Here is an 18,527-nt window from a genome sequence, read left to right on the forward strand (position 1 = left end):
ACGAGCGGCGGGCGTCGATGCCGGGCCCCGGCGTGGCGGGCGAGAAGTCCCTCCGACCAGCAGTGATGACTGTGCAGTAGGTTCTGCTGATCCAAATAGGTTACTTGCATATGGAGTAATTGAGGTTATGCTCCCCTCACATGACTGCTCCTCACGATGTCATCGCTGACCAGCCCCGCCTCGTCGACGCGACGAGCACCGACCGATACCGGAGTCTGATGGCCGAGGCGACCGAGCGGATCGCCGCCCGGTTCGCCGCGGTCGAGACTCCGGCCACCAGCACCTCGGCCCGCGAGCTCGCCGAGCGCGTGGCCGCCGTCGACCTGGACGCTCCCGGCGTCGGGGGAGAGGAGGTGCTCCGCGAGATCGACGAGCTCGTCCTCTCCGAGGCCGTCTGGTACCACCATCCGGCCTATCTGGCGCATCTGAACTGCCCGCTCGACGTCCACGCCGTCGCCGCCGAGGCCGTGCTGGCGGCGGTGAACACCTCGGTGGACACCTACGACCAGTCCCGCATCGGCACCTTCGTCGAGCGGCGGCTGATCAGCTGGGTCGGCGGCCGCCTCGGCTTCCCCGCCGCCGACGGCGTGTTCACCTCCGGCGGCACCCAGTCCAACCTGCAGGCGCTCTTCCTGGCCCGCGAGGCCGCACTCTCCGGCCTCGCGGGAGCACAGCGGGCGGCGCGCCAGCAGCGCCTGACGATCCTGACCACCGCCGAGAGCCACTTCAGCATCGCCAAGTCCGCGCTGCTGCTCGGCCTGGCCGACGACGCGGTGCGCAGCGTCGCCGTCGACGCCTCCGGCCGCATGGACCCGGCGGCGCTCCAGACCGAGCTGGACGCGCTGGACGCCGAGGACCGGATCCCGATGGCCGTCGCGGCCACCGCCGGCACCACCGACCGCGGCGTCGTCGACCCGCTGGCGGCGATCGGCGCCGTCTGCCGCGACCGCCAGGTCTGGTTCCACGTCGACGCCGCCTACGGCTGCGGGCTGCTGGTCTCGCCGCGACGCCGCCACCTGCTGGACGGCATCGACCAGGCGCGCAGCGTGACGCTGGACTTCCACAAGACCTTCTTCCAGCCGGTCTCCTCCTCGGCGCTGGTGCTGCGCGACGCCGCCGACGCCGGCCGGGCCCGCTGGCACGCCGACTACCTGAACCCGGAGGACTCCGCCGAGCCGAACCAGGTCGACAAGTCGCTGCAGACCACCCGGCGCTTCGACGCGCTGAAGCTGCTGGCCACGCTGCGCGGCACCGGCGCGGAGGCGATCGGCCGCGGCGTCGACGCGGTGATCGACCTGGCCGAGGACGTCCACGCCGTCGTCGCCGCCCATGAGGAGCTGCAGCTGCTCGCCGCGACGGACCTGTCCACAGTCCTCTTCCGCTGGCAGCCGGCCGGCGTCGCCGATCACGACGCGGACGTGCTGGTCGGACAGGTCCGCCAGGTGCTGCAGGAGTCCGGCCGTGTGCTGGTCGCCCGGACGGTGCTCGACGGCCGCCCCTGCCTGAAGCTCACACTGCTGAACCCCGAGACCGCTGCCGAGCAGGTCGCGGCCTCGCTGGAGGAGGTCGCCGGCGCCGCGCGGCTGCTGCATGCCCACCGCGCCGGCGTCGACGACGCCGTCGCCGAGGAGGCCGCCCGATGAGCAGCACGTCCAGCGCCACGACGGCACCCGCCGGTGCCGACTCCGCCGACGTCCATGACCTGATCGGAGTGGGCATCGGGCCGTTCAACCTCGGCCTGGCCTGTCTGGCCGACCCGCTCGACGACGTCGACGCCGTCTTCCTCGACGGCCGCGACGGCTTCGCCTGGCACCACGGCATGATGCTCGACGACGCCACGATCCAGGTGCCCTTCCTCGCCGACCTGGTGACCATGGCGGACCCGACCTCGCCGTACTCCTTCCTGAACTGGCTCAAGCACACCGGCCGGCTCTACCCTTTCTACATCCGCGAGGACTTCCACCCGCTGCGCAGCGAGTACGACGCCTACTGCCGCTGGGCGTCCGAGCAGCTGGAGAGCCTGCGCTGGGGCCGGCAGGTCGAGTCGGTCGAGCATGATCCGCAGACGGACCTGTTCACCGTCACCGCGGTGACCGCCGACGGCGTGGAGGTCCGCCGCGCCCGGCACGTGGTCCTCGGCATCGGCACCGCCCCGCACATCCCGGAGCCGCTGCGCGGCCTCGGCACCGCGGCCCGGCATGCGGCCGACTACCTGCCCGCTCGCGGGCAGCTGCTGGAGGCCGGGTCCATCGCGGTGATCGGCAGCGGGCAGTCCGCCGCCGAGATCTACCTGGACCTGCTCGAGCGGCAGGGCGAGCACGGCTACCGGCTGGACTGGATCACCCGCTCGCCGCGGTTCTTCCCGATGGAGGACACCAAGCTCACCCTGGAGATGACCTCTCCGGAGTACACCGACCACTTCCACGCGCTGCCCGAGCCGCTGCGCGACCAGCTCGCCCGCGAGCAGCGCGGCCTGTACAAGGGCATCAGCGCGGCGACGATCGACCGGATCCACGACGCGCTCTACCGGCAGAGCGCCCATCGGACGGTGCCCACCACGCTGCTGACCGACACGGAGGTCACCGCCGCGCAGCCGCGCTCCGGCGCGGAGGCTGGCTCGGGGGAGGGCGTGGAACTCACCCTGCGGCATCGGCAGCTCGGCGAGACCGTCGCGCGCACCGCCGAGCAGCTGGTGCTGGCCACCGGCTACGCTCCGCGCGCGGCGAGCATGCTGGCCGGGGTGGAGCATCTGATCGGCCGCGACGACGCCGGCCGGCTCGCCGTCGCCCGCGACTATCACGTCGACACTCTCGGCGGACGGATCTTCGTGCAGAACGGCGAGGAGCACACCCACGGGCTCACCGCCCCGGATCTGGGCATGGGGGCCTGGCGCAGCGCCTCGATCCTCGCCTCGATCACCGGGCGCGAGCCCTATCCGCTGGAGCGCCGCGTCGCATTCCAGCAGTTCGGAGTCCCCACCCGCACGGAGGTGCCGCGATGATGCCCCTGACCACTGCCGTCCCCGAGACCGCCGAGGCCGCCGAGAGGTCCGAGGCTGCCGCCCCGGCGCCGACGCCGCGGCCCGAGGACCTGACCTTCACTCCCGTGGATCCCGACGCCGATGCGGCGACAGTCGCCGCATGGCTGACGCATCCCGCAGCGGCCTTCTGGCAGATGGGCCACCTGAGCATCGACCAGGTGCGCGACTATCTGCGGGAGATCTCCGACGACGGCGCCCAGGCCGGCTGGATCATCCGCGAGCAGGGCGTGCCGCTGGCCTACGCGGAGACCTACGATCCGGCCCGGGTGCTGCTGGACGAGGTGTTCGCCGCCGTCGACGGCGACCTCGGCATGCACCTGCTCGTCGCCCCGCCGCCGCACGACCCCGCCGCCCGGCGGCCCGGGCTGACCTCGGCGATCATGCGCGCCGTCGTCGACCACTGTCTCGAGACGCTGTCCGCGGCGCGGATCGTCGTCGAGCCCGACGTCGAGAACGACGCCGTGGCCGCGAAGAACGCCGCCGTCGGCTTCGAGGTGCTGCGCGAGATCGACCTGCCGGGCAAGCGCGCGGCGCTGAGCGTGCTCGACGCCGAGCGGGCTCGCGCGGTGCGCGCCCAGGGTGCGGAGCCCGCCGGCGCGGCGTCGCAGGTGCCGCATCTGCGCCCCGAGCATCTGGCCCCGGCTCAGCGGCATCTGGTGGCCAAGGCGCTGGCCGAGTTCAGCCATGAGCGGCTGATCGCCCCGGAGCCCGACGGCGCGGCGGAGCGCTGGGTCCTCGACACCGGCACGAGCCGCTGGCGCTTCGCCGCCCGCCGGTACGCGCTGCACCACTGGGCGGTGGAGGCATCCAGCCTGGTGCGCGAGGACGCCGAGGGCGCGGAGCTGCCGCTGGACGTCCAGCAATTGGTGGTCGAGCTGCACCGGATGCTCGGGATCCCCGACGACCTGCTGGGCACCTACCTGGAGGAACTGGCCTCCACGCTGGCCAGCGCGGCGTATAAGCACCACCGCGGCGGACCGAGCGCCGCGCAGCTGGCGCGCGGCCGGACCGACGTGGACGTCGCCGCCGACTTCCAGCAGACCGAAGCGGCGATGACCGAGGGACACCCCAGCTTCGTGGCGACCAACGGGAGGATCGGCTTCGGCCTCGACGAGTTCGGCGCCTACGCTCCGGAGGCCGGACGCACCTTCCGGCACGTCTGGCTGGCCGCCCGCCGCGAGCACACCCTGCTGTCCACGGCCGCAGGGCTCGGCGAGGAGGCCCACTACGCCGCCGAGCTGGATGCGGAGACCCGCGAGCGGTTCGTCGCCCGGCTGACCGCCCTCGGTCTGGCGCCGCAGGACTACCTCTGGCTGCCGGTGCATCCCTGGCAGTTCCAGCACCGCGTCGCGGTGAGCTTCGCTCCGGAGCTCTCCCGCCGCGACCTGGTGGTCCTCGGCGAGGGCGGCGACGAGCACCAGCCGCAGCAGTCGATCCGCACCGGCTTCAGCCGCACTGCGCCGGAACGCTCCTATGTGAAGACCGCGCTGTCCATCCAGAACATGGGGTTCCTCCGCGGGCTCTCGCCGGCCTATATGCGGGCCACCCCGGCGGTGAACGACTGGGTCGCCGCCCAGGTCCGCGGCGACGCCTTCCTGCGCGGCGTCGGCTTCGAGGTGCTGCGCGAGCATGCCGCGATCGGCTTCACCGGCGACGCCTACCACCGGGCTGAGCCCAGCTCCGACCAGCAGAAGATGCTCGCCGCGCTCTGGCGGGAGAGCCCGCTGCCGCTGCTGCCGGACGGGCAGCGGCTGCTGACGCTGGCCGCGCTGCTGCACCGCGACGACGCCGGGGCGTCCGTAGCCGCGGCGCTGATCGAGCACTCCGGGCTGGCCGCCGACGAGTGGCTCGCCGAGCTGCTGCGGGCCTATCTGCTGCCGGTGGTGCACTGCCTGGAGGTCCACGAGCTGGCCTTCATGCCCCACGGCGAGAACCTGATCCTGCGGCTGCAGGACGGCCGCGTGGTCGGCGCCTTCATGAAGGACATCGGCGAGGAGGCCGCCGTGATCGGCGAGCGCGCGCTGGACGAGGAGATCGAGCGCATCCGGCACGTCGTCGACGACGCCGAGGCCGCCCAGGTGATCTTCACCGACGTCTTCGACGGCGTGCTGCGGCATCTGGCCGCGATCCTCGTCGGCGACGGCGTGCTGGACGAGGAGAGCTTCTGGGGCACCGTCTCGGCGGTGCTGGCCGAGCACGAGCGGCTGGATCTGCGCCGGCGTCGGCGGCTGGACCTGCGGGCGGCCGACGCCGTGCATCACTGCCTGAATCGGCTGCAGCTGCGCAACACCCGGCAGATGGTCGATCTGCAGGACGCCTCGGGCTCGATGATCCGCGCCGGCCGGCTGGAGAATCCGGTGGGCGGCTGAGCGCCGCGGCTCAGCCCGACGATCTCAGTCCAGCGACGGCTCGACCAGGCCCAGCAGCGTGGCCCGGATGAGCAGCTGGACGCGGTCGCGGACCTCGAGCCGCTGCATCAGTCGGCCCATATGCGCCTTGACCGTCGCCTCGGAGATGACCATCTGCTGGGCGATCTCCTGGTTCGAATGCCCGCTGGCCAGCAGTCGCAGCCCCTCCAGCTCGCGGGCCGGGATCTGCGGCGGCTCGGGGAAGCGGCGCAGCGCCGCCTCGACCTGGGCCGGCTCGTCGCGGGCGGAGAGCATCAGGTCCCGGGCGACGGCGGGGGAGAAGGGGGCCGCGCCGTCGGCCACCTCGCGGATGGCCGAGAGGATCTCCTCGGGCTCGGCGTCCTTGACGATGTAGCCGCCGGCGCCGGCCCGCAGCGCCGGGATCACGTAGCGTTCGGTGGAGAAGGTCGTCACCGCCAGCACCGAGACCTCCGGGCAGCGCGCGGTGATCTGCTCGGTGGCCTGGATGCCGTCCATCCCGGGCATATGCAGGTCCATCACGACGACGTCGGGGCGGTGCCGCACGGCGTCGCGCACTGCGGCCTCGCCGTCGCGGACCTCGCCGAGGCAGTCCATGCCGTCGGTGGTGTCCACATAGGTGCGCAGCGCCATCGACATCAGCGGGTGGTCGTCGACGACGAGCACCCGCACCGGCGCGTCGCCGCTGCGGTGCGCTGCGTGGCGGCCGGCCTCGGGCGCGGCGTCCTCGGAGTGACCCATGGCCACGATTCTAAGCGTCCCGCCGCCGGGCGTCGCACGCCGCCGTCGCGAGGTGGGCGAGGGGTCCCGCGTCCGCGCCGCCCGCCGTCCGGGGCGGGGAGACTATAGACGAAAGTCCAATAGCGGCGGGAGCGCCGACCCTGCCAGAATGAGACGTGGCGTACAGAAACAGGTGTACGTGATCGAGGGGCTGGCTTCGAGACGCTCCGATCTACGGTGCAACAGATCGGAACAACGGCTCAGTCAGCTCGAGCCCGGGCGATGGGAACGGCATCGCCCGGGCTCTTCATTCGTCTCGGGGAATCACCGCGCGGCACATCGTCCCGGAGCTTTCGCAGGTTCCCCGGTCTTCAGCGCGGTGATACTGCGAAAGGTCGGTGACACTCGGGGCGCGGCCCGCTCAGCGGCGCAGGCCGCCCTGCCACAGGGCGTCGAAGGGCGTGCTCCCGGCGACGCGCTGGGCGATGCCGGCGGTGACGAACTCCTTGGCCCGACGGGCGGACTCGCGCGGACTCGTTCCCTGGGCGAGCAGCGCGGCGACGGCGGCGGCCAGCGAGCAGCCGGCTCCGGAGACGGCGTGCTCGCCGTTCTTCGGCGCGCGCAGCACCTCGGTGCCCTCGGCGCCGACGAAGACGTCGACGGCCTCGTCGCCGGCCAGCCGGACGCCGCCCTTGGCCAGCACCGCCGCGCCGGAGATCCGGCGGATCTCCTCGGCTGCGGTCTGCAGGTCGTCGACCGTCTCGACCGTCATCCCGGAGAGCTGCTCGGTCTCGAAGTGGTTCGGCGTCACGAAGGTCGCCTGCGGCAGCAGCTCGGCCTTCAGCGCGTTGTCGGTCTCCAACGCATGGCCGGGCTCCTGGCCCTTGCAGATCAGCACCGGGTCCAGGACCACGTGCGCGGGGCTGCGTTCGGCCAGCGCGCCGGCGACAGTGGTGATCGTCGCCGGGCTGCCCATCATCCCCAGCTTCACGGTGTCCAGGGCCTCGGGAGCGTAGTCGGCGAAGGTCGCCTCGATCTGGTCGGCGATGACCTGCGCGTCGATCGGGGTGAAGCGGTGGCTCCAGCCGTCCTTCGGGTCGAAGGAGACGATGCAGGTCAGCGCGGCGATCCCGAAGGATCCCAGCTCTTGGAAGGTCTTCAGATCCGCCTGCGCACCGGCGCCGCCGGTGGCCTCGGAGCCGGCGATCGTCAGCGTCATCGGCGGGCGGGCGGTCTCAGCCGTCGGTGCGGACATCGGCATCTCCTCGCGCAGTCGTCTCGGCGTCGGTCTCGGCGTCGGTGTCGGCGGCGGTCTCGTCGGTCGTCGGGTCCTCGACCCGGGCCAGCGGCTGGGCGATCCAGCGGCCGGCGCCGAGCAGGATACCGGCGGGGAAGCCGACGATGGGGATGAGCATCGGCACCAGGCCCTGCGGTCCGGCGAGCAGCACCACCGGTCCGTGGAGCAGGCCGACCAGCACATAGCCCAGCACATGGACCACCGGGTTCAGGTGATGGCGGTAGAACCACCCGATCAGCAGCGTGCCGGGGATGCCGACGACGACGGCGGCACCGCCGATCAGCGGGATCAGCGGGGCCAGGTAGCCCTCGGCGTCGAGGCCCGGCACCAGCGTCAGGCTCAGCAGCGCCGCACCCATGATCGCCGTGGGCAGCAACCAGGACACCGCCCAGCCCAGCAGGCCCAGGCGCAGCCGGGGGCGCGGGCCGGGCGCGGCCCGGCGCCGGGGGCGACGGCGCCGCGGAGTCTTCTCAGGGGCGGGAGTCGTCATCAGGTCCCTTTCGACGGCGCGGGGCAGGACGGGCGGCGTCCCATTCTAGCGCCGCCGGCTGGACGCGGACCGAGCGTCGCACGGGCGGGGCGCGAGCACGGCGCGGAGAGAGATGGACTTCACAAACTGAGAATGTCATGACAAAGTGACAATACGATGACGAAGGAGCAGACCGTGTCCGATCAGCTGGAGATCACCCTGGACCGCTCGTCGCCGGTCCCGCTGTACCACCAGGTCGCCTCCGCGCTGGAGCGTGCCATCCGTGACGGCACGCTGCCGCCGGAGACCAAGCTGGAGAACGAGATCGACCTGGCCAAGCGGTTCAGCCTCTCGCGGCCGACGATGCGGCAGGCCATGGATCAGCTGGTGCGCGACGGGCTCGTCGTCCGCCGCCGCGGCGTCGGCACCCAGGTGGTCGGCGCGCCGGTCCGCCGCAATCTGCGGCTGTCCAGCCTCTACGACGACCTGCAGGACGAAGGGGCCAGCCAGCGCACCGAGGTCCTCTCGCTGGAGCGCGTGCCGGCCTCCGCCGACGTCGCCGAGCGCCTGCAGCTGCGCGCCGGCGAGGAGGTCCAGCACGTGGTCCGGCTGCGCTCGGTGGACGAGCGTCCGCTGGCGTTGATGGAGAACTGGGTGCCGCCGCACGTCGCCGAGTTCTCCCGCGAGACGCTCGCCGCCGGCGGGCTCTACAACCTGCTGCGCACCGCCGGCGTCGACTTCCGGATGGCTCACCAGCGCGTCGGCGCCGCCGTGGCCGACGCGCGCCAGGCGGAGCTGCTCGGCGTCGCGACCGGCGATCCGCTGGTGACCATGGACCGCACCGCGCTGGACAGCGCCGGACGGGCGGTCGAATGCGGCCACCATCTCTACCGCGCCGACCGGTACTCCTTCGACACCACCCTCGTGAACTGACACTCCGCGTCCGCACTCCCGGACCGAATTCCAGGACCGCATCCCAGGACCACACCCCAGGAAGGACCCCGCCGATGACTTCGCAGAGCACCCGCGTCCCGCAGCCCTCGCCCTGGTTCCACCGCGCCGGCGACGCCGCGCAGGGGGACTGGTTCGTCGATCTGGGCACGCAGGAGTCGCTCGTCCGGCCGCCCGGCTGGACGCACACCGGGCTGCGCGTGGCCGACCTTCCCGCCGGCGGCGAGGTCGTGCTCGCCGCCCAGGAGGAGGAGCGCATCGTCGTGCCGCTCTCCGGCTCCTTCGTCGTCGAGGTCTCCGCGGAGGGCGGGGCCGCCGACGACGGCACCTATGAGCTGGCCGGCCGCGCCTCGGTCTTCGCCGGAGCCAGCGATGTGCTCTACACCGGCGTGCGGCGGGCGGCGACGATCCGCTCGGCCGCCGGCGGCCGCGTCGCGGTGGCCTCGGCCCCGGCCGCTCAGGCCTACCCGGTCCGGCACCTGAGCCTCGACGAGGTGCCGGTGGAGCTGCGCGGCGCCGGCCAGCTCTCCCGCGAGGTGCGCAACTTCGGCACTCCGGCCACGCTGGAGGCCGACCGGTTCATCGTCTGCGAGGTGCTCACCCCGCACGGCAACTGGTCCTCCTACCCGCCGCATAAGCATGACGAGGAGGCCGAGGGCGAGACCGCCCTCGAGGAGATCTACTACTTCGAGATGCAGACCGCGAAGGGCATGCCGATCCCGGACGAGGCCGCCGGCGGCCCGGACGCGATGGGCTATCAGCGCGTCTACGCCTCCGACGACCGCGAGATCGACGTCACCGCCGAAGTCCGCTCCGGCGACGTCGTGCTGGTGCCCCACGGCTGGCACGGCCCGGCGATGACCCCGCCCGGCCACGACATGTACTACCTCAACGTGATGGCCGGGCCAGGCCCGGTGCGGAAGTGGCTGATCAGCGACGACCCGCACCACGGCTGGATCCGGAAGACCTGGGAGCACCAGGACGTCGACCCGCGGCTGCCCTTCGACGGCTGAGCCGCTCTCCTCCGACGGCGCCGTCGCCCGACCACCACGAGCAGCAGAGGACCTGACGACGATGACCACCCGCATCGGACTGATCGGCGCCGGACGCATCGGCGCCATGCACGCCGAGCACCTCGCCGCGCTCGCCGACGACGGCGTCGATCTGATCATCGCCGACGTCGACGCCGCCCGGGCGGCCGAGGTCGCCGAGCCGCTGGGGGCTGCCGCCGTCGCCGACGTCGACGCGCTCTTCGCCGAGCAGCCCGACGGGGTGGTCATCGCCGTCGGCACCGGCGGCCACGCCCCGCTGATCCTGCGCGCGGTGGAGGCGTCCATTCCGGTGTTCTGCGAGAAGCCGGTGGCCGAGACGGTCGAGGCCGCGCTGCCGGTGCTCGAGGCCGTCGAGGCCGCGGGTGCGCAGGTGCAGATCGGCCACCAGCGCCGGCTGGACCCCGGGCACTGCGAGGCCCGCCGCGCAGTGCAGGCCGGCGAGCTCGGCTGGCTGCACACCCTCCGGGCGATCACTGCGGACATGACCCCGCCGCCGGTGGAGTTCCTGGCCACCTCCGGCGGACTGTTCCGCGACTGTTCGGTCCACGACTTCGACACGCTGCAGTGGATCACCGGCCGGCGGATCGTCGAGGTCTGCGCCCGCGGCTCGAACCGCGGGGATCCGGCGATCGGAGCGGTCGGCGACGTCGACACCGCCCATGCGCTGGTCACCCTCGACGACGGCACCGTGGCCACCGTCTCGGCGACCCGGTACAACGGCGCCGGCCATGACGTGCGGCTGGAGCTGCAGGGCTCGGCGGCGAGCCTGCAGGTCGGGCTCGACGACAGCTACGCCGGCCGCTCGGCCGAGGCCGGGGCGGCCTTCCCCGCCGGGCCGGTCCACCGGACCTTCCACGAGCGCTTCGCCGCCGCCTATCGCGAGGAGATGCGCACCTTCGTCGCAGTGGTCCGCGGTGAACAGGACAGCCCCTGCACCCCCGCCGAGGCGGTGGACGCCTCGCGCGTCGCCGATGCGGCGCAGCGTGCGCTGGAGACGGGGCGGACGGAGCCGGTGCGGCGCTGAGCCGGGGCCGGCAGGATCGCCGCCTGCGGCAGGACATCATCGACGAGGAGCGCCGGGATCGCCCGTCCGGCGCGGAAGGAGCACGCATGCGCATCGGTCTGGTCGGCTTCGGCTTCGGCGGACGACGCTTCCACCTGCCCTACATCCAGGCGGCCGAGGCCTGGGAGCTGGTCGGGGTCGTCACCCGCTCGGCCGCCCGCCGGGCCGAGCTGGCCGAGGACGCGCCCGGAGTGCCCGCCGTCGACGACCTCGAGGCGCTGCTGGACCGCGGCGTCGACGTCGTCGTGATCACCACGCCGCCGGAGACCCGGCGCGAGCTGGTGCTGGCGGCCCTGGCCCGCGGCGTGCACGTCGTCGCCGACAAGCCCTTCGCGCCCACCGCCGACGGCGGCCGCGAGCTCGCCGCAGCCGCCCGCGAGGCCGGGCTGCTGCTGACCGTCTTCCACAACCGCCGCTGGGACACTGATCTGCGGACTCTGGCCGGTGTGCTGGAGTCCGGCGAGCTGGGGCCGGTGCGCCGGGCGGTCAGCCGATTCGACGTCGACGAGCCCGACACGCTGGAGGCTGGTCCCGCCCACGGGCTGCTGCGCGACCTGGGCTCGCATCAGGTCGACCAGATGACCCATCTCTTCGGGTCGGTCGTGCGCGTGGACGCGCATCTGGATCACGTCCGGGTCGACGGGCAGGACGTCGACGCCGGGTACGTGCTCGGCCTGCACCACCGCGACGGCGTCTTCAGCCAGGTCACCGCCAGCAAGGTCTTCCACCTCACCGAGCGGGAGCTGACCATCCACGCCGAGCGCGGCTCCTACGTCTCGCGGATGACCGACGTGCAGACCGAGCAGATCCTAGCCGGCGAACACCCGGGCACCGCCGAGAACTGGGGCGTGGAGGACGAGGAGCGCTGGGGCGTGATCTCCACCGCCGCCGGTCGGCGGGCGGTGCCCAGCGCCGTCGGCGACTACGCGGAGTTCTACCGCGAGCTGCATGCCGCGCTCGCCGCGGGGCGGGGGTTCAGCGTCACTCTGGAGCAGGCGGTGCACACGCTGGAGATCCTGGACGCCGCGCGGACCGCCGACGCCGAAGGGCGCAGCGTGCCGCTCTGAACCCCTCGGCGTCGGATCCGCGTCAGCTCCGCGGCGGATCGACGGCGGAGCGCGCGGCTCAGTCCGTCCGCGGCACGCCCAGCTCGCCGGTGACGTACTGGGCGGTGCCGAAGCCGAAGCTCCAGTCCTCCGGACCGTTCTCCACGTATCCGATGAACACGTCCGAGCCGGCGACGCCGACCGGCTCGAGCGCGGCGGCGATCTCCGCGTAGAGCGCCTGCTTCTGCGCGACGTCGCGGCCGCGCTGGGTGAAGATCTGGATGATCACCGGGTCCTGCCGCTCGAAGCCCAGCCCGGCGTCCTGGGCGATGATCGCCTCGGCGGGGCGGGCCGCGAGCACCTGGAAGCGGTCCCGCTCGGGGATGCCGTAGGTGTCGACGATTGCCCGGTGGACGGCGTCGGCGATCTCGCGCGGGTTGGTCCGGGCGTCGCTGTGGTCGATGCGCACCAGGGGCATGAGTGTCTCCTTCGTCAGGGGTGGAGGGGAGAGGGGCGGGGGTCAGCGCAGTCCGGCGCGGCCGGCGGCGTCGAGCAGCACGGCGGAGGATTCGCGCACACCCTCGACGGCGCCGAGCGAGGTGTCCTCGTGCTCGATCTGCACCGCCATGCCGGGGTCGACGGCGTGCAGCGCGGCGAGGAACTCCGCCCAGTACTCGGCGTCATGGCCGCGACCCAGCGCGACGAAGTCCCAGGCGGAATCCTGCGGCCACTCGTTGGCGAATTCCTCGGCGCCGATCTGCGTGCGGTCCTCGTCCGGGCCGAGGCGCCGGAAGCTGTTGTCCAGCACGCCGCACCAGGCGGCCTCCGGATTGACGCGCACATCCTTGGCCGCGGCATGGACGACGTGCCGTCCCAGGCGCCGCACCACCTGGACGGGATCCATCTGCTGCCAGAACAGGTGGCTGGCGTCGAGCTCGACGCCGAGCTGCGTCGCGGAGGTGCGCTCGATCAGCTCCAGGAAGCTCGGCGGGTTGAAGACCAGATTCTGCGGATGCAGCTCCAGCGCGACGGTGACGCCGTGCGCGGCGGCGAGCGCATCGATCTCGGTCCAGAACGCCGCGGCGACCTCCCACTGGTGCTCCAGCACGTCGAGCGCGCGGGAGGACCAGGCGTTGACCACCCAGGCGGGCTGGCCGCCGCCCGGCTCGGCCGCCGGCAGCCCGGACATGCACACCACTCGGGTCTGGCCGAGCGCGCCGGCCACGCGGATGCTGCGCCGCAGGTCCTCGGCGTGCCTCTGTCCGGTCCGCGGGTCCGGATGCAGCGGATTGCCGTTGCAGTTCAGCCCCTGCAGGCTGACCCCGGTGCCCTCGAAGGTGGCCAGCCACTCGGCGGCCCGCGAGGGATCGGCGTCGAGCTCCTCGACTGGGATGTGGGCGGCCGGCAGGAAGCCGCCGGTGTTGAGCTCGACGGCGTCGAGGCCGCAGCCGGCGACGACGTCGAGGGCCTCGGCCAGCGGGCGGTCGTGCAGCGGAGCGGTGTACAGGCCCAGATGCATAGTGGGTCTCCTCTCGGAAGCGGGCGGAGAAGCCCGCGGACGGGTGACCAGTCGGGTCAGCGGGCGACGGAGACTGCGCGCCCCTCGTCCCCGGCCGAGGCGACGACCGCCTCGATGAGGTCGAGGGTGCGCAGCCCCTCGGCGAAGGAGGCGCAGCGCGGCCAGGACTGCTCCTCGTCGAGGCCGACGACCTCTTCGAGGAAGGCCCGGGCCTGGAAGATGAAGCCGTCGTTCTGCCCGACGCCGATGCCCGGGGCCGCCATCGCGTACCCCTCGCCGATGTACGGGTGCTCGGGGCCGAGCTTGACGGTGCGGAAGCCGTTGCTCGCCGCGGCGGCGCCGCCGATCTCCTGGGTGTGGACCTGGATCTCGGCGGGGTTCTCCTGGTCCCAGACCGCCGCGCCGGCGCGGCAGCTGATCTCCAGCCGCAGGCCGTTGGGGTGGCCGGCGGCGACGCGGGAGGCCTCGAAGGTGCCCGCGGCGCCGTCGAAGTCCGCGGTGAAGCCGGCCCAGTCGTCATTGGTGACCGGCTCGGTCTCCTCGCTCACTGCGACCTTGCCGTGGCCGACCGTCGCGGTCAGCGGCAGCGGCCGCTCGGCGACGACAGTGCGGAACCGGGCGCCGGAGACGGCGCGCATCGGTCCGGCCAGGAACTCGGCGGCGTCGAGCAGGTGGCTGCCGACGTCGCCCAGCGCCCCGGATCCGGGCTCGCCGCGGAAGCGCCAGGCCATCGGCGCCTGCGGGTCGCAGGCGTAGTCGGCCAGGTAGCGGCCGTGCAGGTGGACGATCTCGCCGAGCGCGCCGGAGGTCACCAGCTCGCGCAGTGCGGCCAGCCCCGGGGCCCGCCGGTAGGTGTAGCCCAGGCGGGCCACCGGGCCCGCGGTCTCAGCCGCGGCGACCATGGCCTCGGCGTCCTCGCGCGTGTCGGCCAGCGGCTTCTCGCAGAGCACGTGTTTGCCGGCGGCCAGCAGCGCCTCGACTATCTCGCGGTGCAGCCGGTTGGCCACGACCACGGAGACGACGTCGACGTCGGCGGCGTCGAGCAGCGCGCGCCAGTCGGTCTCGACCCGCTCGTAGCCGAAGCGGCCGGCGACGTGCCGGGCCAGCGGCTCGGCGATGTCGGCGACGGCGACGAGCCGCACCGGGCGGGGGAGCGGGGTGCGCACTGTGGTCGCCGCCCGCCAGGCGGCGGCGTGGGCGGCTCCGGCCATGCCGGCGCCGATCACGGCGACGCCGAGCGGACGGTCCTCGGTCATCTCATCACTCATGGGTACTCCTCGGAGACGAGTCCGGGCCGCCCTCGAGGCGAGGACGGCCCGGAGCGTGGGGTCAGGTCCGACTGCCGCCGGCGGCGCGGCGCCGGCGTCAGCGCATGCGCTTCGGGCTCGGCACGGCGGGCATGCCGGCGGTGTTGCGGAAGGTCGACTCGATCTCCTCCAGCGAGCGGCCCTTGGTCTCCGGGACGCGCCGCCAGGTGAAGATCAGGGCGCCGAGGCAGATGACGGCGAAGCCGGTGAAGAGCCAGCCGACGCCGACGGCCTCCAGCACCGGCGGGAAGCCCAGCGAGACGATGCCGTTGCCGACCCACAGGGCGGTGGTCGCCACGCCCATCGCGGCCGCGCGGATGCCCAGCGGGAAGATCTCGCCGAGCATGACCCAGACCATCGAGCCCCAGCTGGCCTGGAACATGAAGATGTAGACGGCCATGCAGACCAGCGTGACGATGCCGACGAGTCCGAAGCCGTCGGGCTCGGGCAGCACCAGGTTGGTGAAGGCCAGCACGCCCAGGCTCAGGCAGGTGCCGACGGCGCCGGCGATGAGCAGCGGCTTGCGGCCCCAGCGGTCCGCGTAGGTCAGCGCCAGCCAGACGGCCAGGATGTTCATGATGCCGATGATCAGGTTGGAGGCGACGGCGGCCTGGTCGGAGAAGCCGACGTTCTGCAGCGTGGTCGGGGCGTAGTAGATGATCGAGTTGATGCCCATGATCTGCTGCAGGATCGCCAGGCCGAGGCCGACGACGAGGATCGGGCGGACCCAGGCCTGCAGCAGCGCTTTGAGATTCTGCGCGCCGGCGGCCTCCTCGGCCTGCTGGATGACGTGGATCTCCTGCAGTTCGGCGGAGGCCTCCTCCTCGGTGCGGTCGTAGAGCAGCACCTGCTTCGCCTCGTCCTCGCGGCCCTTCTTGACCAGCCAGCGCGGCGTCTCCCAGATGAAGAACAGGCCGATGGTGAAGAGCACCGAGGGCACCACCGACAGGCCCAGCATCCAGCGCCAGGACTCCATCGGGGCGAAGGCGAGTCCGATGATGAAGCCGAGGAACTGCCCGGAGACGATCGCCAGGGCGTAGAAGGCGGTGACCTTGCCGCGGATCCGCGCCGGGGCGATCTCCGAGAGATAGACCGGCAGGGTCACCGCCGCCAGGCCGGCGCCGAGGCCGACGATGACGCGGAAGATGAACAGGACCTCCGTCGTCGGAGCGGCCGCCATGCCGAGGGGAGCGATGATGAAGGTCACCGCGGTGGCCATCAGCACCTTCCACCGGCCGAACTTGTCCGACATCCGGCCGCCGACGGCCGCGCCGACGATCGCGCCGAGGATCAGGCCGGTGACGACCCAGCCCTCGGTCCAGCTGTCCATCTGGAACTCCTCGCGCAGATAGATCAGCGCCGCGGAGATGACGCCGGTGTCGTATCCCCAGTTCAGCCCGCCGAGCGCGCCGAAGAGATAGATGAGGATCGTGCTCCTGCGCCGTCCGACGCCGGCCGGCGTGGAGCCCTTCTCAGGCTTGATGTTGCTCATGGTGATGTCCTTCGTCCGATTCGGCCGCCGGCGTCATCGCCGCGCGGCGCTCATCCTGGTCGTCATCTGCTCGAGCTGGAAGCGCGAGACGTCGTGGGCGTCCTCGTTCTCGCCGAAGACGCTGGTGACCATCACCGACTCGGCGCGCTGGTCGAAGTCGTTGCGGGCCAGCTCGGCGAAGAAGCGGTCCCAGTCGACGTCGCCGACGCCGAGCTTGTTGTGCTGGTGCACCCGCGCCGGGGACTCGGGGGGATTGGTGATGTAGCGCAGGCCGTTCGAGCGGTGGTGGTCGTAGGTGTCGGCCACGTGCACCACGCGCAGCCGGTCGCCGACGGCGTCGAGGATCTCCGGCATCGGGTCCTGGTAGTGGAAGGTGTGCGGGGCGACGTAGACGAAGCCGAGGTGCTTCGAGTTCACCCCGCGGATGACCCGCCAGGCGGCCAGTCCCTGCTCGACGAAGTCGTCGGGGTGCGGGTCGATGGCCACATGCAGCCCCTCGGACTCGATGGTCGGCAGCAGCTCGTCCATCGAGCGGTGGAAGGCCCGCTCCGACTCCTCGGCCAGCTCCGGCCGGCCGGAGAACTCGGTGTTGAGCTGCTCGACGCCGAGGTCGACGGCCATCTGCAGGATCCGGCGCCAGTGGCGGACGGCGGCCTGGCGGGCGTCGGGGTCCGGCGAGGACCAGCGCTGCACCGGCAGGATCGAGGCGATCGAGACGCCGGCGTCGGCGCAGGCCCGCTTCAGATCGGCCACGAGGTCGTCGTCGGCGGTGGGGTGCCGGAAGAACGGGGCGAAGTCCGGATGCGGGGTCAGCTGCAGGTGTTCGAAGCCCAGCTCGGCGGCCAGGCGGGGGAACTCCAGCAGCGAGTGGGTGCTGTGGAAGGGTGTGGGGTCCAGGGCGTACTTCATGGGAGTCCGGTCCTCTCGGAAGGGGCGGGCGGGGCGCGCGGGGCGGCCCGGGTCAGTCCGTCGGGCGGGAGTAGAAGCTCGGGCGCTGGGCCAGCTGCACCGTCTGCAGGCCCTGGTCCTGCTGGGAGGCGACGCCGGCGGCGCAGCACGCGGCGGTCGCGTAGCCGTCCCAGGCGTCGGGGCCGGCGATCTCGCCGCGCAGCGTGGCGTCCACCCAGTCCTGCACCTCGCGGTCGTAGGCCTCGCCGAAGCGGGTGACGAAGCCGGCGTCGACGGCGCCGCCGGTGCGCCCGCCGGTGGTGAGCTGCAGCTCGGCGCCCTGGCCGATGGAGACCACTCCGTCCTCGAAGGATGCCTGGGTGTGGACCTGGTAGCCGAACTGGGCGTTGACGAAGATCTCGACTGTGGCCAGCAGGCCGGATTCGGTGCGCAGGGTGACCAGCTGCGGGTCGTGGAGGGTCTCGGCCGCCCGCGAGCTGCGCCGGCCCAGGCGCACCTGGACTTCGGTGACCTCTTCGCCGGTGAAGTAGCGCACGGCGTCGAACTCGTGGACCACCGAGTCGTGGATGATCATCTCGTCGGTGAACTCCGGCGGCGAGACCGGGTTGCGGTGCTGGTGGTGGAGCAGCAGCAGCTCGCCGTGCTCGCCGGAGTCGATCAGCTGCTTCAGCTGCCGGTAGCCGGCGTCGAAGCGGCGCATGAAGCCGACCTGGATCAGCTGCCGGCCGGCGGCCGCCTCAGCTTCGACCACGCGCAGCGAGGACTCCGGGTCCGGGGTGAGCGGCTTCTCGCAGAGCACCGGGATCCCGGCGTCGATGAGCCGCAGCAGGGCCTCCTCGTGGAGGAAGCCGGGAGTGGCCAGCACCACCGCGTCGGCGACGTCGGCGGCCAGCAGCTCGTCGAGGCTGGTGAAGACCTGCGCGCCGTCGGCGCCGGCGGCCGCCGCGGCGGCGCGGTCGGCGTCGATGTCGACGACGGCGGAGACCCGGGCGCGCAGCGTGCGGTGGGCGAGGCGGTCGACGTGGTCCGCGCCCATGCGGCCGGCGCCGACGACGGCGACGCGGAGCTCGTCCTGCGGTGAGATCGACATGTGTGATGCTCCTCGAACGGGGGTGGGGCGAGGCGTGCTCGCAAAGCTGTGACTGCACTCACTGTAGGACACATCACGTGCATATGTCCAGACATTCGGACTATAAGATTCGGTCGACGGTCCGACACAGCTCGGGCGGGGGATCCGGCGCCGCCGGCCGGCGCCCCGAGGGGCGCGGCGACGAC

The 18,527-nt window shown here is 72.6% G+C and carries 15 protein-coding genes and 1 pseudogene; 7 read left to right on the forward strand and 9 right to left on the reverse strand.

Annotated elements, in window-relative coordinates; all coding sequences use genetic code 11:
• The first annotated feature begins 140 nt into the window (after nt 1-140).
• From ABD652_RS11700 to ABD652_RS11710, 3 genes are read left to right on the forward strand one after another with little or no spacing between them, the layout of a single operon-like run.
• Entirely contained in the window at nt 141-1,643 is a 1,503-nt protein-coding gene (locus ABD652_RS11700; protein ID WP_344721545.1) for a pyridoxal phosphate-dependent decarboxylase family protein, read from the forward strand.
• Entirely contained in the window at nt 1,640-3,001 is a 1,362-nt protein-coding gene (locus ABD652_RS11705; protein WP_344721547.1) for a lysine N(6)-hydroxylase/L-ornithine N(5)-oxygenase family protein, read from the forward strand. The genes ABD652_RS11700 and ABD652_RS11705 overlap by 4 nt, the downstream gene beginning before the upstream one ends.
• On the forward strand, nt 3,001-5,409 hold the full coding sequence (locus tag ABD652_RS11710) for a GNAT family N-acetyltransferase (protein WP_344721549.1): 2,409 nt from the start codon (nt 3,001-3,003) through the stop codon (nt 5,407-5,409). Before ABD652_RS11705 ends, ABD652_RS11710 begins: the two co-directional genes overlap by 1 nt.
• 24 nt (nt 5,410-5,433) lie before the next feature.
• Here ABD652_RS11710 and ABD652_RS11715 read toward each other — a convergent pair whose 3' ends face one another.
• From ABD652_RS11715 to ABD652_RS11725, 3 genes are all read right to left on the reverse strand, one after another.
• Nucleotides 5,434-6,168: a response regulator gene (locus ABD652_RS11715; RefSeq protein ID WP_344721551.1), complete on the reverse strand. Its 735-nt coding sequence runs from the start codon at nt 6,166-6,168 to the stop codon at nt 5,434-5,436.
• Between the two features lie 400 nt (nt 6,169-6,568).
• A complete protein-coding gene (locus ABD652_RS11720; protein ID WP_344721553.1) occupies nt 6,569-7,402 on the reverse strand; it encodes a PfkB family carbohydrate kinase in 834 nt (277 codons plus the stop codon).
• Complete coding sequence (locus ABD652_RS11725; RefSeq protein WP_344721555.1) at nt 7,383-7,934, reverse strand: hypothetical protein; 552 nt, start codon at nt 7,932-7,934, stop codon at nt 7,383-7,385. Before ABD652_RS11725 ends, ABD652_RS11720 begins: the two co-directional genes overlap by 20 nt.
• Nucleotides 7,935-8,108: 174 nt before the next feature.
• On the opposite strand from ABD652_RS11725, the gene ABD652_RS11730 reads away from it, so the two are divergent.
• The 4 genes from ABD652_RS11730 (at nt 8,109) to ABD652_RS11745 (ending at nt 12,046) form a co-directional block, all read left to right on the forward strand.
• Nucleotides 8,109-8,846, forward strand: a complete 738-nt coding sequence (locus tag ABD652_RS11730) for a GntR family transcriptional regulator (RefSeq protein ID WP_344721557.1) — start codon at nt 8,109-8,111, stop codon at nt 8,844-8,846.
• A 74-nt stretch (nt 8,847-8,920) separates the two neighbouring features.
• Complete coding sequence (gene iolB, locus ABD652_RS11735; RefSeq protein ID WP_344721559.1) at nt 8,921-9,877, forward strand: 5-deoxy-glucuronate isomerase; 957 nt, start codon at nt 8,921-8,923, stop codon at nt 9,875-9,877.
• 61 nt (nt 9,878-9,938) lie between these two features.
• On the forward strand, nt 9,939-10,940 hold the full coding sequence (locus ABD652_RS11740; protein WP_344721561.1) for a Gfo/Idh/MocA family protein: 1,002 nt from the start codon (nt 9,939-9,941) through the stop codon (nt 10,938-10,940).
• An 86-nt stretch (nt 10,941-11,026) separates the two neighbouring features.
• Nucleotides 11,027-12,046, forward strand: a complete 1,020-nt coding sequence (locus ABD652_RS11745; RefSeq protein WP_344721563.1) for a Gfo/Idh/MocA family oxidoreductase — start codon at nt 11,027-11,029, stop codon at nt 12,044-12,046.
• Nucleotides 12,047-12,104: 58 nt separating this feature from the next.
• On the opposite strand, the gene ABD652_RS11750 is transcribed toward ABD652_RS11745, so the two are convergent.
• From ABD652_RS11750 to ABD652_RS11775, 6 genes and pseudogenes are all read right to left on the reverse strand, one after another.
• Nucleotides 12,105-12,503 (reverse strand): tautomerase family protein, encoded by a 399-nt coding sequence (locus ABD652_RS11750; RefSeq protein ID WP_344721566.1) that lies wholly within the window; start codon nt 12,501-12,503, stop codon nt 12,105-12,107.
• A 42-nt stretch (nt 12,504-12,545) separates the two neighbouring features.
• Nucleotides 12,546-13,544 carry a sugar phosphate isomerase/epimerase family protein gene (locus tag ABD652_RS11755; RefSeq protein ID WP_344721568.1) on the reverse strand — a complete coding sequence of 333 codons (999 nt, stop codon included), beginning with the start codon at nt 13,542-13,544 and terminating at the stop codon, nt 12,546-12,548.
• A gap of 56 nt (nt 13,545-13,600) precedes the next feature.
• Nucleotides 13,601-14,812 carry a Gfo/Idh/MocA family protein gene (locus ABD652_RS11760; RefSeq protein ID WP_344721570.1) on the reverse strand — a complete coding sequence of 404 codons (1,212 nt, stop codon included), beginning with the start codon at nt 14,810-14,812 and terminating at the stop codon, nt 13,601-13,603.
• A gap of 97 nt (nt 14,813-14,909) precedes the next feature.
• Nucleotides 14,910-16,355, reverse strand: a pseudogene (locus ABD652_RS11765) (sugar porter family MFS transporter); the annotation flags it as partial.
• A gap of 21 nt (nt 16,356-16,376) precedes the next feature.
• Nucleotides 16,377-17,252: a sugar phosphate isomerase/epimerase family protein gene (locus ABD652_RS11770; protein ID WP_344721572.1), complete on the reverse strand. Its 876-nt coding sequence runs from the start codon at nt 17,250-17,252 to the stop codon at nt 16,377-16,379.
• 52 nt (nt 17,253-17,304) lie between these two features.
• Nucleotides 17,305-18,342: a Gfo/Idh/MocA family protein gene (locus ABD652_RS11775; protein WP_344721574.1), complete on the reverse strand. Its 1,038-nt coding sequence runs from the start codon at nt 18,340-18,342 to the stop codon at nt 17,305-17,307.
• Between the last annotated feature and the right edge of the window lie 185 nt (nt 18,343-18,527).

Source organism: Nesterenkonia halobia (genome assembly GCF_039536005.1).
GTDB lineage: Bacteria > Actinomycetota > Actinomycetes > Actinomycetales > Micrococcaceae > Nesterenkonia > Nesterenkonia halobia.